The organism is Bifidobacterium sp. FKU (genome assembly GCF_026016385.1).
Classification (GTDB): domain Bacteria; phylum Actinomycetota; class Actinomycetes; order Actinomycetales; family Bifidobacteriaceae; genus Bifidobacterium; species Bifidobacterium infantis.
The window spans coordinates 217,634-232,691 of sequence record NZ_CP092888.1 but is presented as its reverse complement, the minus strand read 5'-3'; the positions used below and the strand labels follow the sequence as shown (position 1 = coordinate 232,691).

Sequence of the window (15,058 nt, the reverse complement as noted above, 5' to 3'; positions counted from 1 at the left end):
CTTCCACACCTACGTAGATAGACTCAGCGACCATGGAGCACCTCCGCAGGCTTGAGGTTCAGAATCGAACGAATCGATGAGGCGGACGCCAGCAGCACGGTGACGGCCAGCAGCACGAACACCAGCGCGAACACCATCGGCCGCATCGTAATGCCGGAACCGAACACCACCCGGCCTATCAGCTGGGCCACGCCGGAACCGAGCAGCGCGCCCACAATCGCGCCCAGCAGCGAGATTGCCGCCGTTTCGGCCAGCATCAGACGGGATACCGCGGCATCGGTGGCACCAAGCGCCTTGAGCAACGCCAGCTCGCCCGACCGTTCGCCGATCGAGGCGACCATCAGGTTGGCCACGGCCACGGCTGCGGCGATCAGGCTCAGCACGGTCATCAGAATCATCACGGCCTGCGTCTTCTGCAGCACATTGCCCTGCAACGCGGCTACCTGGCGCACCTGCTTGGCCACCGCGCCCGGAATCACCTCTTCGATCTGGTAGGCGATCGAGCTCGGGTAGGCGGTGCAGTACCAGGTCTCCCATTCCTCCTGGCTCAGCGCGGCCGGATTCGCGGCGGCCTTACGGGCCAGGTCGTTCTCCGGCGTGGTCAGGGCCTTGACCTCGATTTTGTCGACCGAATCGGGCAGGTCGGCGAACACCTGGGCCGTGGAGGAGGCGATGTAGAGCGAGCCGTTGTCCTCGTCGCCGGAATCGTAGACGCCGGTGAGCTTGATTTTCTGCTCGTTCTTCTTGCCCGAGGCGGTGGTCTTGTTGAGGGTGATGGTGTCGCCGGTGGTCACACCGAGTTCGGAGGCCAGCGTCTTGCCGATCACGCCCTGATCGGAATCGTCCTTGGGCCACTTGCCGTTCAGCTGCCACCACGAGCGCATGCCTTCCACGCCCACGACGGTGGTCTCGCCGGTGGAAATCTTGAGGTCCTTGTTGAACCACGTGCCGACAACCGGCACGTTGGTGCCGTTCACCATGGCGCGGATGTTGAGCTGCGGCGCGAAGTTGGTGATGTTGAACGACCAGAAGATCGTCTTGATCTTGGCCGCGTCCGACTCCTTCAGAAAAGCGGTCGGGTCGCTGGTGGACGCCGCACCGCCCGACTCGGTGTTGTACAGGTCGGAAACGACCGCGTCCGCCTTGGGCTGCACGGTGATGTTCGAACCGTAGGTGGACAGCTCGGCGTTGAGCTTGTCGCCCACGTCGAACACGACGCCCAGCATCGATACGGACACGGTCGCCGACAGGCATACGGTCAGCGCGATAAGCAGGCGCCGGCGCAGCTGTCGGGTGAACGAGCGAGTAATCATACGCAGAAAGAACATGATTCTTGCCTCCTGCCTGACTCACTGGAAGTGGGCGCTCAGCGCGTCCAGATCCGTAGTTTGAATGGTGATCTTGCCGTGGCCGGTCTTGTACGGGAATGGTATCGGGTTGCAGCCACCCTTGAAGCCGATGGTCGCCAGGTTGATGGCCACCTCGCACTTCTTGCAGATGATCTTGCCGTCCTTCTCGTAGTAGCCGGCGTCACCGCAGTTCTCGCAGGCGTCCAGGCCGATGCCGTACGCGCCACCGTTCTTTCGGATGATGATGAAGCGCATGACGGTGCCGTCCTTGGCCTTGTATTCGAAGCGGTGCAGGTGGCCGTCCTCGACCTGGCTGAAGGGGATGGTGGCCACGCCGTCCTTGAGCGAGTAGGCTTCCGGCGGCGAAAGAGTGATGGTCTGATGGGTCGCGGCGACGCCGACGGTGAGGGTCAGCGTGACGCCGATCATGGCCACGAGGCTCCAGACAGCGGAGGCCACGGCGCGACGGCGGAACGCCTTGTGCTTGCGGCCGATGGCTTCGTTCGCGCCGGTCAGCGGCATACGGAAGCCGGCCGCCACGGAGGCGATGGCCGGAATCAGGAACACGAACGCCTGGGCCATGATCATCCAGTCGTTGTGGTTGATCGACCAGGCGAGGGCCACGAATCCCGTGTGGCCCATCGGGAAACCGCGTGCCTGCAGGATCTGCATGACACCGGTCAGGTGCCGGACGAACAGAATCGCCAGCACCGCGAGCACGGCGGCGGTGAACGAGACACGCACCGCGGTCGAACGCATCGTACGGAAGATCGCGGCCACGATAATCGACATGGCCAGGCCCAGCGCGAAGCCGAGCGCGCGCAGCAACATGTCGGACGTGAAGATCGGGTCGCCGGGCTCCACCCAGATGGTCAGCTGCAGGATCACGTCCGGCAGCGCGTAGAACAGGGTGAGCGCGATGTCGATGGCGGCCACGGCGTTCGCAATGTGCATGAACACCTTGTGCTGCTGCCAATTGGTGGTGATGCGGCGTGCGAACACCACCACGACGATGGTGAGGATGTCGGCAATGATCGCGCACCACAGCACCGGATAGTTGACGAACGTGCGCTGGTTGATCACGGCCGAGGCACGCAGGCCGGCGAATATGGTAGCGGCGATCAGGCCAACAGTCAGGCCGATGAGACGCCAATGCGAGCTTATCGGCTTATCTCGCCCCTCGCCGACCGTGAGCATCACGCTCAGGCTCATCACCAGCAATGCGGGGGCCAAGGTGCCCGGCATCACTGCCACGAATTGTTCAAGCATTCGCGTCCTTTCTCTGTTCACCTTAGGCTCCCCCACCCCTGAGGGGAGCTGTCCGCAAAGCGGACTGAGGGGAGTTTTTAGACCGTCCTAAGAATTATCTCCCTAAAGCGGCGTAAAGCCCCCTCTGACGAAGGGGCTTTCTGCTTAGGCAATCACCACTGACGCGGGGTGTAGTCCCAGTTGTCGAAGGTGACCTCGATGGGCTCGGTCCAGAACTTGTGGTTCTTGACACCGGTCTCCGGGTCAACGTGGAGCATCCAGCCGTTCTTCTCAGGGGACTCGATGGAGAGCTTGAGCTGGTAGGTGCCGGCCTTGTCGAGCTTGACGTTGGCGCCGTAGTGCGGGCCGTCGGAGGCGTTCATCTGCATGAAGGTACCGGAGGTGGCCTGGCCGCCCTCGACTTCCTTGCCGGTGGACTTGTCGATGATGGTGTAGTTCACAGTAAGGTCAGGGACGAAGTCGCCCTTGCCGTAGCCGTAGTCAGTGCCTTCCTGGGAGGCGTGGATGTCGGCTTCCAGGTGGAAGGAAGCGTCAGCAGCCTTCAGACCCATGGAAGCAGGGTACATGTCGATGGGCTGGAAGTAGACGGCGCCCACGGTCAGCGGGCCAGCGGCCTTGTCCTGCTCCTCGGCGGTGCCGGAGGGACCGACCGGGACCTCTTCGAAGCCGGAGGTCTCAGTCGGGGCGTCGGCCTTCTTGGAGTCGTCCTTCTTGGCGGTGTCGGAGGAGCTGGTCGCGGACTTGGTATCGGAAGCGTTGTTGGTGGAACCGCAAGCAGCCATCGAAACAGCCATGGAGCCGGCGAGCAGCACGCCGAGCAGAGCGGCAAGCTTCTTGTCCTTCATCATTTCTCTTATTCCTTTTGTTGTGGTGAATGGATTATTTATTATCTGTTTTTAGTTGTGGCGGCGTGGGCTGGAATCGCTTCCGTTGCCATGTCGCAAGTTGTGTTGCGCAAGATGGTCGCACCGGGCATTGTGCTACGCCTGCGCGCTCTCCTCGTCAGCCTTCGCGTCCGACTTGCTCGCACCGGCCGCAAGCCGGGCCTTGGCCTTACGCTGTTTGGCAAAGCCGACCACGAACAGCGCGATGACGGCGATGGCTGCCAGTACCTGGGCGATGATGCATTCGACGTACGGGTAGAATCCGAGCCAGTCGTTGGTGGGAACGCCCGGCAGGTAGTTGGCGGGCAGCAGGTCGCCCTCGATGAGCGCGTGCACGCCGCCGCCGGCGAAGACAACCACCAGCACGGACATGAGGATCGAGGTGACCAGGAAGAACGGGCCAATCGGAATCTTCACGGAGGTAAAGCGAATCACCAGGAAGATGATCACGAGCACCACGGCGGCGGCGAGTGCGCCGACCACCATGCCATGCGTATCCTGGCTCATCGTGTAGATTGACTGGTAGAAGATCACGGTTTCAGCGCCCTCACGGAACACGGCGAGGAAGCTCAGCATGGCGAGCGAAATCACCGTGCGGGAAGCCACCTTCTCGCCGGATTCGACCTGCGAGGAGACGGAGGCCACCGCGGCTTCGGTCTTTTCCCTGATGTAGCGGTTCCACGCTTCCACCGAGGACTTGTTGAGCATCCAGTTGCTGGTCCACAACAGCATGCACATGGCGACGAGCGCGCACACGCCTTCCATGATCTCCTGCAGCGGGCTGGAGCCGCCGAATGCGAGCATGAAGATGACCGCCACGATGCCGGCACCGGCCAGACCAGCGAGCACGCCCACGTAGATCCACTTGGTGAAACGCTTGTTGCCGGACTTGACGAGGTAGGCCACCACAGCGGCGACCACGAGCAGGGCCTCAAGACCCTCGCGAATCAGAATCAGGAACGCCTGGCCGACCGAGCTGGTGATGAACTTGAGGAAGCCACCCTCCTCATCGGCCGCGCCGCCGTCGAGCTTGGCGGCATCGGTGGTCAGCATGTTCTTCAGGTCGTCGACGTACTTCTTGACTTCGGACGCAGGCTTGCCGGTGTTCATCGAGGAGCGGCACAGCTTGAACTGGTATTCCACCTGGGAGACGCGGTTGCCGCTGATGGCGCTCAGCACGGTCTTCTCGAAGCCGAGCTTCTCGTAGTGCTGGTAGTAGGCGTCGTTCACGAGCGTGGTGCCCTTGGCAGCGTCGCCACCCTCGTAGGCCTTGTAGGCGTTGTCCAAGATCGGAAGCATCGCGTCCGCGACTTCCTTCCAGGTCTTGGCCGTTTCCTTGGTGCGCTTCTTCTTGGCGTCGAGCTCCTTGCGCTCCTTGGCGATCTGCTTCTGGAGGTCTTCGGAGTACTGCTTCGGGTTGGCGAGGTTGGTGTTGGCGTCGAGCTGCTGGGCCGTGGCGTCGAGGTCGGCGGTCAGGTCGTTGACCTTCTGGGTGAGCTGATCGTCCTGGCCTGACGTGAACACCTGGCTTTGCAGGTCCTGGAAGGCCTGCTGCTGCGCGGTCTGCTTATCTGTGCCGATGGTGTCGCTCACCACTTTGTTGAAGTTGGACGTCACGTAGACGGTGGTGTATGCAGCCCCGAAATCGGACTTGGCACCCATTGGGTTGCCGTCCTTGTATTCCTTAAGGCCTTCCTGCAACTGCGCTTCGACGGCCTTGGCAACGTCGGCCCAGGTCGCGTAATCGACGCTGGTGGTGTCGTCGCTCTTGAAGGTGGCAGCAGTGGCAGTGGTTGCCGGCGTCACGGCGAACGCGGACTGCGGAATGATGGCGGAGGGGAGGAAGGTCACGGCGATCATCGCAAACAGAAAAACGATGGCCGCAAATGCACGAGCCGAGACCGTGGCCGACTGCAGACGACCGGTGCTGCCCGACTTCGCGCGCACGCGAGAAACGGCAACGCGCGTATCACGTTCCCGAATCGTGTTCATTTCAGCGGACTGTGCGCAGGCGCGACGAACCATGCTGAATTCCTCTCACTTCAAGTACTCGAATGGTCCAAAACCAACTATGAACTCTATAGAAAAAAATTCTTGAACAACAGTCTTGATTTTCTGACGGGTGAGAGGTAATAGAAGAGGCGTTTTAGTGCTTTTTAACCCCGTAATTATTTCACCATCTGAGATAACTATGCTCAGAGAGGATGGCTATCCCGGAATGTGAACGGTAACACCACAAAAAGCGGCAACGCGAGGAATACCGGAATCGGATACCAAAATAGTGCCATGGGTGAGGCATACAGCGACAGCACCGTGAATGCCAACAAACCGTAAGCGGCCAGTGCGGGGCCGTAGCGTCGTCGCGCAGGCCGCACCACCAGCGCAAGACCCGCAGCCAGCGGAATCCACGTGACGTACAGGGCCATCGAAGTCAGCAGATTGCCTTTACGAACACCGACGCGACCATCCGAACGCGCCCACCGATGAATCGCCCGCAATATATTTTTCTGCCATTGCGGCTTATCGGAGGTACCCCTCAGCGGCGCAAGGTCATGTTCGATGGCGGCAAGCCGTTCGGCTGCCACGGTATCGGCATCGCCGTCGGAAGTATGCTTCCAAGCACCTTCAGTCAGGAAAGATGCCCATTGCCTGAGATAGCTAGGCGTGAACAGGTAGTCGGAATCAGTGGGGTACGCGAAATTGACGCGCGGGTCCCACCATCCGCGAGTCACCCCGGCATAGGCCGTGGCATATTCAGTCGGATGCGCGAGGCCGAGCTGCGCCCAGACCTGCAGGGCCGCGAGTTGTTGCGCCGCGGTTGGCCTAGGGTGCTCGCGCAGAGTGCGGAAGGTCTCATCGGTGCGGTGCGGGTTGATGCCGGCGGCGGCCCAGTCGAGATCCATGATCGCGTTCAGTCGCCGCCGCTGAACCTTGTCTATCGCACTGGGATCATCGTGCGCGAGCCGGGCCACGGGCTGGGTGACCAGGCCCCACACCTCACGTCCGGGCGATCGATTCGCATGCGTGGCGGCCGCGCTTAATGGCGTCCACACGCCCTGCGCCACAACGATGGCAACCGCAAGACACGCAAACGCACGACGCCGCGCGCCTTTGGGCGTACAGACAACGAGCAAACAGCAGCCGGCGCATAGCACGATTATGAGCGCCGTCCGCTTGGAGACGATGGTGGCGAACAACAGGATGACGAACGCGAATGCCACCGGGCGGCGAGCCAGTACCGAGCCGCGCGTCAGACAAGCCTCCACGAACAGCACGGCCAACGGCAGATAGAACACGGCGTGCAACGAGTCCTTACCCATCGTGGTGATTGCGCCGACCACCACATAGTTGGTGGCAAGATAGACGAGGCCTAGACCGATGAGCCAGCGCGGCGAGCCGATTTTGCGGATGTAGCACAGCAGAAACGCGCACCCGGCGGCGAGTAGAACCGCTTGGGTCACGGTGTACAGGGCCTGCCCGATCAGAGGGGAGCCGAGTGCGCTGCCGATATGCCAGAACAAGCCGAACGTGAGAGTATCAAACAGCGGATGCTGAGTGTAGTAGTGGTGCAGACCGGACGATTGCAGATATTGGGCAAGCGTATCGTCGCGCATCGAGCCCGGCCAGGTGAGTATGAGCCACGGTAGCCAGGCGATAGCGATCGTGAGCAGGTAAGAGAGGAATCGCGCGCGCAGCGATGTGGATAACGTGGTCGGGCGGCGGGCCGTGAGCCAACTAAGGATCGCGGATATGCTGCGGTACGTCTTTGAGTGTTTCTTCGATTGGCGCGACCGGCCACCATGTGCTGCGGTTACGTCGGCCGCTGTCCCCTCGTTCATGACTCAACAGCCTAGGCGCGATTGCGGGCGCGCGCCGGGCGAACATCGAAAATTCACCCGGATACGGTGATTTCTTTACCGGGGGTTGTGTAGGTGCGCGCGGGTGTGTGGGCCCTGCACAAGCATGCGGTCCTTGTGCGGGTGTTGCGCGGGACTTTCCAGTGAGCCTTTCACTCGCAGTGATCATTCTTCACATCCGCGTCGCGACACGCGCCACGCCGAAGCGTGCACTTATCCGAAACCTGTGGTAACTTATTCGAGTTGCCTGCGGAACACAGTTCAATTGCGCGCTGCAAAGCATGGAGGATTCGCCTAGTGGTCTATGGCGCACGCTTGGAAAGCGTGTTGGTGTAACAGCCTCACGAGTTCGAATCTCGTATCCTCCGCCCGTATTGAAGCCCCGGAAACCGTTAAAATCATTCGGTTTCCGGGGTTTTGCTTTGGTTCCTTCCGATTGTCGGTTCCCTCCAGGTTCCCTCCGTTTCGACACCTTTGGCCCCGACCTGCCGCGTGTGTCACATATCGGAACCGACGATTCTGAAAACGCCTTCGAGCCTTCGCCTGCCGTGTGTTCGTCATCGAAGTCCGACCGCGCCCCATGTGTCCCGTCAGTGGGCCGATTCGAATCCCTTCATGTTCTCCGCGCAGTTTTTTTCGTTTTGGTTCGCAACAATCCCAGCCTCCGTATCGCAAGCGCATCGCAGCGAATACCGGTCGGCCCAGCGCGAAGGTTCCCCCTGACCCCCTCCGATGAACGCCACACGAACGCATACCTGAACCTAGGAACCTTACCCACACCACTTCCTAGGTTCCTAGGTACCTTCCTAAGTACCGAAACGACTTCCCAAGTTCGGACGATGCCCAGCACAAAGCATCCATACAGGCACATCCGCCAGCACATCACTTTCGCCCGGTAAAGCCACCGATCGTATAGCGCGCCCCCTTGCCACGGCCAATGACCCTCAGCTTCCCACCCTTAACGAGCTTGGACAGCTGGTAGTACGCCTGGTTCGCATCGACATGCAGCAGTTCCATGACATCCGCTTGCAGGGATTTCTCCAGCTCCTCATCGGTCAGTTCCAACAAATTACGGTCACTGGATTGGTAGGTGCCGATAATCCGGCGCAGACGGTCGCGTTCAAGGGGATCGAAATCATCACGGGTCGCATCCGGCACCGGCTGCGCGGAAAAGTCCAAACGTCCCAAATCGGACAGGCGCGTGGCGATCTCGTACGGGTACATCGGCACGCTCTCCGGCGTACCATCCACCTTCATACGGCGTCGCAACACCTTGCCCGACTTGGTCGAGACCACGCTGCGGGATTTCGGCACATCGATCTGCATCACCGGATTGACAGCAGAAGCCTCACTTTTCTTCATGGACTCCCTTCTCGCGTCGATTGGCCGAATGCGCGGCGGGACGGGATGGAAGCACAACTGGGAAACCGTGGATGCACATTTTGCCCATTGCCATCGCACCTGCAACGAACTCTTCGAAAGATATTATCCGGATTGAGTGACCATTCAGTTAGCGAAGTTCAAAAATGCGTAATCACCAGTGCACCACTGGTATGCCGATGCATCTGATTGGCCAAAGCGTCGATAGTTCACCGTCACCGTACGGGAGTAGGGAGTAGAGTGGCGGCGTCGACCGACGCATGTTCTCGCCATAATTTCAATCCCGAAAAGGAGCCTCGTCGCAACCATGACATCACATCTTGCCGAAGCAGGACGCACGTTGGTTCCCCGCAAGGAAGACAGATACGGTCTGCTCTCCCCCGCCTTGGTGGTGCTGACGTTCGTCGCCGGGCTGGTGGACGCGCTGAGCTACCTGTCGCTGGGGCATGTGTTCGTGGCCAACGTGACCGGCAACATCGTGTTTCTTGGGTTTTCGATCGCCCATGCCCAAGGCTTCGTCTGGTGGACGTCGGCGCTGACGCTCGTCTCCTTCATGGTCGGCGCGCTTATCGGCGGGCGCATCATCCGGCGATTCGAGGAGAACCGGGCCAAGCATCTGTTGGTTTCTACCTGCGTGCAGGCGTCGTTCGTACTCGCCGCGCTAATCGGTGTCTATCTTTTGAACCAGCTCATCACCGGCCCCGCAGACGATGCGTCCGGCGTCTCCTCGATTGCACGGCTTGCACAGACCACCCAGGCCTCACAGGCCTCACAGCCGAGCCTGAACTTCCCCACCGCACGGCACATCGACCTGCACATCATCCTGCTGATCGTGCTGCTCGCCCCGGCAATGGGCATCCAGAACTCCACCGCCCGCAAGCTGTCGGTGCCGGACCTGCCCACCACCGTGCTCACGATGACGCTGACCGGCGTCGTCGCAGACGCTTCGGCACACGGCCACCAGCAGTCGAAGCTCGGGCGGCGTGCGGTCGTAATGCTGGCGCTGGCGTCTGGCGCGCTGACCGGCGCGCTTCTGCAGGCGCACGGACACGAGAACATCATCTTGATGGTGATGCTCGGGTGTCTGCTGGCGGTCATCGCGATGATGATTCCGCACGTCCATTCGGATGCGCCGTGGGTCACCGGCCGGCAATAGCCTCTGGCGCATACTTTCGCCATATGAGACAAAAACGGCCACGCCACAGCGCAACCAGTAGGAAACGCCCGGCAATCTCGGCTCTCCTCGATATGTTGGATACCCGTTGTTTGAAACAGGCCCTCCGCAAGATACAAACAGGGGCAGTGAGAAGGAGAGGTAGATATGACTGACGCACAGCAGGCGAACGGCAACCAGCACGAATCCCAGAACCAAGCAGAAGCGACGGCACAGCCGCACAACAAGCGAGTGACGAAGTGGGTCGCTATAGTGATTGCCATCGTGGCGGTGGCGATTATCGCCGCGGTCGCGGTGTTCGGCACCCGCGCATACAGCGCGTCTCAGTACGATAGCGCAGTGGCCGCCTGCGCCGCCGCCTCGGAAGACGTACGTAACGCCACCAACGACTACAACAACTTGGTCAATGGCGATGCTGCAGAAGCCGCCGCTCTGACCGAGGCAGGCGTCTCGGACGCCTCCGCTCTCGACGCGCTGTCCAAGGAACTGACCGTGGAACTGCCGACGTACGAAGGCTGCGTGGCCGACGACACCAAGGGCTACCAGGCCGCGACCAAGAAACTCGAACAGCAGGTCACGTGGTACCACGAGCACACCACGTCGCTGCAGAAGGCTGTTGACGCCGTCAACGCGGTCAAGAAGTAAGACGAGGGCGGTCTTCCCTCACGTTTTCAGGATCGGACAGCGCTCAAGTCGCGGCAACGCGCGATGTCGGCCGGTCCTGCACGGCCCGAAACGGCAGAAATCCCGCGCCCCTTACGTTCGGACGCGGGATTTCTGCCGTTTCTGAGTCACGGATTGGGACTATAGCCCAGTCTTTGCCCCAGAGTTGTCTATTCAGGATTACCCTCTCGGCCGTATCTCATGAGCAGGACGTGTAAAAACAAAAAACCCTCGCTAATCCGCGAGGGTTATTGGCTGGGGTGCCTGGACTCGAACCAAGAATGGCTGAACCAGAATCAGCTGTGTTGCCAATTACACCACACCCCAATTTGGCTTGGCGTAGCAACTCCGAAGAGTTGTTCGTCGTACCCCCAACCGGATTTGAACCGGTGTTGGCGCCGTGAGAGGGCGTAGTCCTAGACCGCTAGACGATGGGGGCATATTCAGTTTTTCAACCGGCTGCGAGGCGAACCGCGCAACAGGTAGATATATTACGCGCTACCCTGCTCTCACGCAAATCCCGGCGTGTCGCGCCATTTTCCGCCGTTCTGCGGGAACACCCCATGCAACGCGAAAGCGGGCATCCGTATGTACGGATGCCCGCCATGCGTCACGCTCCCATCATCCGCCGGCGTGCGGTGGACGACGCATCACAGATGCGCCCGCAGGCCCTTGAGACGGGCGACGGTGATCGGCTTGCCAACGATCTCCATGGACTCGAACAGCGGCGGGGAGACGCGGCGGCCGGACATGGCCACACGGACCGGGCCGAAAGCGAGGCGCGGCTTGTAGCCGCCCTCCTCAACCAGAGCCTTGTTCAGGGTCTCATGCAGGTTGTCGGTCTTCCAATCGGCCTCATCCACACCCTCGAGGGCGGCGATGGCGGCGTCCAGCACTTCGCCGGCGGAATCCTTAAGCTGCTTCTTGGCGTCATCCGCAGGCTCCAGATACTCCTCGGTGGACAGCAGCGCGCCGACCATGCCGGCGACCTCGCCAAGCAGGCGTACACGCGGCTGGACCAACGGCGCGGCGGCGGTCAGCACCTCACGCTCACGATCGGTCAGGGCATCCCAAGAATCGGCGGAAACCACACCGTCGCGGTGCAGGTACGGCACCGAGCGGCGCAGGAAGTCCTCGGGCTTGAGCATACGGATGTGCTCGGCGTTGATGGAGATGGCCTTGTCGATGTCAAAACGGGCCGGGTTGGCCTTGACATCACGCACATCGAACTTCTCGACCATCTCGTCCATGGAGAACACGTCGCGGTCGGGGGCGATCGACCAGCCGAGCAGCGCCAGGTAGTTGAGCAGACCCTCGCGGATGAAGCCATTGTCGCGATGGTTGAACAGGTTGGATTCCGGATCGCGCTTGGAGAGCTTCTTGTTGCCCTGGCCCATCACGTACGGCATGTGGCCGAACAGCGGCATCTCCTTGGCGATGCCGAGTTCCATAAGGTAACGGTAAAGCACGATCTGACGCGGCGTGGAACTCAGCAGGTCCTCGCCACGCAGCACGACGTTGATTTCCATCATCGCGTCATCGACCGGATTGGTCAGCGTGTACAGCGGGTCGCCGTTCGGGCGCACGATCACGTAGTCCGGCACGCTGCCGGCTTTGAACTCGATGGTGCCGCGAATCAAATCGTCGAAGGCGATGTCTTCATCGGGCATGCGCAAACGCAGCGCCGGCTTGCGGCCTTCGGCGCGGAAGGCGGCCTTCTGCTCATCGGTCAGGTTGCGATCGTAACCGTCGTAGCCGAACTCAGCCGGACGGCCGGCGGCAAGGTTGCGCTCCTTGATTTCCTCAGGAGTGGAGAAGGACTCGTAGGCGTAGCCGGCTTCGAGCAGCTTTGCGGCAACATCCTTGTAGATGGCGGTACGCTCGGACTGACGGTACGGGCCGTGCGGACCGCCCACGTCGATGCCCTCGTCCCAGTCGATGCCCAGCCAACGCAGGGATTCGAGAATCTGGTTGTAGCTTTCTTCGGAGTCGCGCACGGCGTCGGTGTCTTCGATACGGAAGATCAGCGTGCCGCCGGTGGCGCGAGCTTCCGCCCAGTTGAACAGGGCGGTACGAATCATGCCGACATGCGGGGTTCCGGTCGGCGACGGGCAGAAGCGAACACGAACGTTCTTGGGCAGTTCGGGTTTGGTGTTTTCAGCATCAGTCATAGTCCCCTATTGTGCCGCGCGCGCCGGACGCGACGGCCCACGGCGGCGGGGCCGAAACCGTTGCGGAACGCCACTCGGCGTGGATGTTGAACGCCGCGCCCGCTCAATGAGAGAATGGAGGGACGCAATCGTCTTATGAAAGGGGAATCAATGACCGATCCCAGCAACGCGCCCGCACCACCCACGCCCACGCCCACGCCTAACGGCGGCCCCATCCAACACCACTCAGGCACGCCCGAATATGGAGCCCCCACCGCGACGCCTGCGGGGCAGGATCACGGTCGTTTCGCCGCCCCGGCGTCAGCGGCGCAGCAGCAACCCTACGGCCAGCCCATCTACGGCCAGCAGGAGTATGGCCAGCAGGAGTATGGCCAGTCCTACGGCCAGTCCGCTCCGAACGCCAATCCCTATGCCCAGCCGTCCCCCGTCTACGGCCAGGTTCCCCCCACCTACAACCAGTACGCGGCCCCCACCGGCGCGGTGCCGCTGAACAAGCCGTACTACGGATGCCCCTTCTCCGAAGCCTTCCTCCGCTTCTGGCAGAAATACACGGTGTTCAGGGGACGCGCCTCCCGCAGTGAATTCTGGTGGTGGACGCTGGCCGCCGTCATCATCAACGCCCTGCTGTCCCTGCTCGGCGACGTCACGGACGGCAGGCTGGACTTCCTCACCAGCCTGTGGAACCTGGCCATCGTCGTCCCCGGCCTGGCGCTCGCCGTCCGCCGCCTGCACGATACGAACAAGCCCGGCTGGTGGGTCGCCGTCTTCTGCGGCATGATGACTCTGGGACTGCTCATCATGATCGTCGGCGGCGGCGCGGCGTTGTACGGCGCCATCGGCGCCATCGGCCACAATTACGCTTACGGTTATGGCTACGGCTATGAGGCTCTGGCAACCGGCGGCTTCGGCGCGTTGGCCATCGGCGGATTGATCATGCTGGCCAGCGCGGTCACCGGCATTGTGTTCATGGCCCTGCCCTCCAAGCCGGAAGGCGCACGGTTCGACGACGACGCGGCGATCGGCACCGCACCCCAAAACGCCTACGGTATGCCGCACGGTGCCTCCGCCGCCCCGGGATTCCCGGCTCCCGGCACCCCCGCCCAAGACTTCGGCCAGACCGTCCCCACGTATGGGCAGAACCAGCAGCAATACGGGCAGACTCCACAATACGCACCGGCCCCGCAATACGGCCAGGTGCCGCCCGAACACGAGAACGCCGGCCCGGACTCCGGCGAAACCCGCTGAAGCGACGTGCATCAACGGTGAGGCCCCGCTCGAGACGAACGGGACCTCACCGTAATCGGCGGCGGCATGCCGCGCCGCCGTGCATCATCACACGTCAAGCGTCTCCACCGACAACGTCTGGGAAAGCGTATGCGACTCCCCCGGCGCCAACGTCACACCGCGGTCGCGGCATGCCGCCGCCTCCACCGCCACGAAACCACGCCATTCGCCCGGTCTGGCGCAACGCATATGGTCCCCTTCCTTGCCCGGGTTCCATACCACGGTCTGCGGCGAGCCGGATTTGACGATATGCACCACGCGGCCCAGAACGGCGTCGCGCAACTGCACGGACGAATCCGAATAATACACGCGATCCACCGGCCGTTCGCTGAACGTCACCGCCTCCGGCTCCTGCAATCGCGACGGGAAACCGGTCGCGGTGGCGTCCAGATACGTCGCCCCCCGCAGACCCACCAGACCGGCGTCGGATACATCTCCCACATGCAGATAGGAATGCAGCGCGGCCTCATACGACATCGGAACATCACCGGTATTGACGACGGTCAGGCTCATCGTCAGCGTGTCAGCGGCATGCACGTCGTATGTGGCGCGGAAGCGCGCCTCCGGCTCGTCGTCAAGCCACGGCACTTCGCCATCCGTCAGACGCTCGGAATCCATCACATACCGCACCCGGTCATCGGTGAACCCCTCCTCATCCAGCGTCCACCGGCGCACCCTTGCGAATCCGTGGGATGGCGTGATCGCCAGCTGCCGGCCATGCGCGAATCCGGGCCCGAACCACGGAAAGCAGATCGGAACCCCGCCGCCGAGCGGCTTGCCGGGTTCGATGCGCCACGTGCTCGGCGTCCACACCACATCCGGCTGTCCTGTCGGGGCCCAGCGCAGCAGATGCGCTCCGTAATCGCTGATTACCGCGCTGCCGCCATCGTTGACAAGCGTGCGCAGATTGACATCGTTGTCCATAGACCTTCCACTTCCATTGCACGGACGATACTGTTCACCCCATAGGATACCGCCGCGGCGAAAACGATGGCAAGACGATCGCAAACCGGCGGCGCGCGACGCC

At 61.8% G+C, this 15,058-nt stretch carries 11 protein-coding genes and 3 tRNA genes; 4 read left to right on the top strand and 10 right to left on the bottom strand.

Going from position 1 to position 15,058, the window contains the following annotated elements; genetic code table 11:
* Positions 1-23 precede the first annotated feature (23 nt).
* The 5 genes from MMB48_RS01040 to MMB48_RS01020 form a co-directional block, all read right to left on the bottom strand.
* On the bottom strand, positions 24-1,328 hold the full coding sequence (locus tag MMB48_RS01040) for an ABC transporter permease (RefSeq protein WP_032744947.1): 1,305 nt from the start codon (positions 1,326-1,328) through the stop codon (positions 24-26).
* A gap of 21 nt (positions 1,329-1,349) precedes the next feature.
* Positions 1,350-2,618 (bottom strand): DUF2318 domain-containing protein, encoded by a 1,269-nt coding sequence (locus tag MMB48_RS01035; RefSeq protein ID WP_032744948.1) that lies wholly within the window; start codon positions 2,616-2,618, stop codon positions 1,350-1,352.
* Positions 2,619-2,770: 152 nt separating this feature from the next.
* Entirely contained in the window at positions 2,771-3,466 is a 696-nt protein-coding gene (locus tag MMB48_RS01030; protein WP_080714872.1) for an iron transporter, read from the bottom strand.
* A gap of 132 nt (positions 3,467-3,598) precedes the next feature.
* Positions 3,599-5,527, bottom strand: a complete 1,929-nt coding sequence (locus MMB48_RS01025) for an FTR1 family protein (protein ID WP_032744951.1) — start codon at positions 5,525-5,527, stop codon at positions 3,599-3,601.
* A gap of 170 nt (positions 5,528-5,697) precedes the next feature.
* Positions 5,698-7,341, bottom strand: coding sequence for a DUF6020 family protein (locus MMB48_RS01020; RefSeq protein WP_032744953.1), 1,644 nt, complete (start codon positions 7,339-7,341; stop codon positions 5,698-5,700).
* 301 nt (positions 7,342-7,642) lie between these two features.
* Here MMB48_RS01020 and MMB48_RS01015 point away from each other — a divergent pair.
* A tRNA-Ser gene (locus MMB48_RS01015) sits at positions 7,643-7,727 on the top strand.
* 514 nt (positions 7,728-8,241) lie between these two features.
* Here MMB48_RS01015 and MMB48_RS01010 read toward each other — a convergent pair.
* Positions 8,242-8,721: a hypothetical protein gene (locus MMB48_RS01010; RefSeq protein WP_412488997.1), complete on the bottom strand. Its 480-nt coding sequence runs from the start codon at positions 8,719-8,721 to the stop codon at positions 8,242-8,244.
* Positions 8,722-9,046: 325 nt separating this feature from the next.
* On the opposite strand from MMB48_RS01010, the gene MMB48_RS01005 reads away from it, so the two are divergent.
* Both MMB48_RS01005 and MMB48_RS01000 read left to right on the top strand, forming a co-directional pair.
* Positions 9,047-9,895, top strand: a complete 849-nt coding sequence (locus MMB48_RS01005; protein ID WP_012576643.1) for a YoaK family protein — start codon at positions 9,047-9,049, stop codon at positions 9,893-9,895.
* A gap of 165 nt (positions 9,896-10,060) precedes the next feature.
* Complete coding sequence (locus tag MMB48_RS01000) at positions 10,061-10,558, top strand: hypothetical protein (protein ID WP_032744955.1); 498 nt, start codon at positions 10,061-10,063, stop codon at positions 10,556-10,558.
* A gap of 270 nt (positions 10,559-10,828) precedes the next feature.
* On the opposite strand, the gene MMB48_RS00995 is transcribed toward MMB48_RS01000, so the two are convergent.
* The 3 genes from MMB48_RS00995 to gltX form a co-directional block, all read right to left on the bottom strand.
* A tRNA-Gln gene (locus MMB48_RS00995) sits at positions 10,829-10,903 on the bottom strand.
* Positions 10,904-10,942: 39 nt separating this feature from the next.
* Positions 10,943-11,015, bottom strand: a tRNA-Glu gene (locus MMB48_RS00990).
* Positions 11,016-11,226: 211 nt separating this feature from the next.
* Positions 11,227-12,747: a glutamate--tRNA ligase gene (gltX, locus tag MMB48_RS00985; protein ID WP_032744957.1), complete on the bottom strand. Its 1,521-nt coding sequence runs from the start codon at positions 12,745-12,747 to the stop codon at positions 11,227-11,229.
* 150 nt (positions 12,748-12,897) lie between these two features.
* Between gltX and MMB48_RS00980 the strand changes: the two genes are divergently transcribed.
* Complete coding sequence (locus tag MMB48_RS00980; RefSeq protein WP_032744959.1) at positions 12,898-13,992, top strand: DUF805 domain-containing protein; 1,095 nt, start codon at positions 12,898-12,900, stop codon at positions 13,990-13,992.
* Between the two features lie 87 nt (positions 13,993-14,079).
* Here MMB48_RS00980 and MMB48_RS00975 read toward each other — a convergent pair whose 3' ends face one another.
* Positions 14,080-14,955 carry a D-hexose-6-phosphate mutarotase gene (locus MMB48_RS00975; protein WP_032744960.1) on the bottom strand — a complete coding sequence of 292 codons (876 nt, stop codon included), beginning with the start codon at positions 14,953-14,955 and terminating at the stop codon, positions 14,080-14,082.
* Between the last annotated feature and the right edge of the window lie 103 nt (positions 14,956-15,058).

Bases quoted from the DNA above. Each gene is read 5' to 3' on its own strand.
- MMB48_RS01025 (WP_032744951.1), bottom strand. From the start codon at position 5,527: ATGGTTCGTCGCGCCTGCGCACAGTCCGCTGAAATGAACACGATTCGG.
- MMB48_RS01005 (WP_012576643.1), top strand. From the start codon at position 9,047: ATGACATCACATCTTGCCGAAGCAGGACGCACGTTGGTTCCCCGCAAG.
- gltX (WP_032744957.1), bottom strand. From the start codon at position 12,747: ATGACTGATGCTGAAAACACCAAACCCGAACTGCCCAAGAACGTTCGT.
- MMB48_RS00980 (WP_032744959.1), top strand. From the start codon at position 12,898: ATGACCGATCCCAGCAACGCGCCCGCACCACCCACGCCCACGCCCACG.
- MMB48_RS01035 (WP_032744948.1), bottom strand. From the start codon at position 2,618: ATGCTTGAACAATTCGTGGCAGTGATGCCGGGCACCTTGGCCCCCGCA.
- MMB48_RS00975 (WP_032744960.1), bottom strand. From the start codon at position 14,955: ATGGACAACGATGTCAATCTGCGCACGCTTGTCAACGATGGCGGCAGC.
- MMB48_RS01030 (WP_080714872.1), bottom strand. From the start codon at position 3,466: ATGATGAAGGACAAGAAGCTTGCCGCTCTGCTCGGCGTGCTGCTCGCC.
- MMB48_RS01010 (WP_412488997.1), bottom strand. From the start codon at position 8,721: ATGAAGAAAAGTGAGGCTTCTGCTGTCAATCCGGTGATGCAGATCGAT.
- MMB48_RS01000 (WP_032744955.1), top strand. From the start codon at position 10,061: ATGACTGACGCACAGCAGGCGAACGGCAACCAGCACGAATCCCAGAAC.
- MMB48_RS01020 (WP_032744953.1), bottom strand. From the start codon at position 7,341: ATGAACGAGGGGACAGCGGCCGACGTAACCGCAGCACATGGTGGCCGG.
- MMB48_RS01040 (WP_032744947.1), bottom strand. From the start codon at position 1,328: ATGTTCTTTCTGCGTATGATTACTCGCTCGTTCACCCGACAGCTGCGC.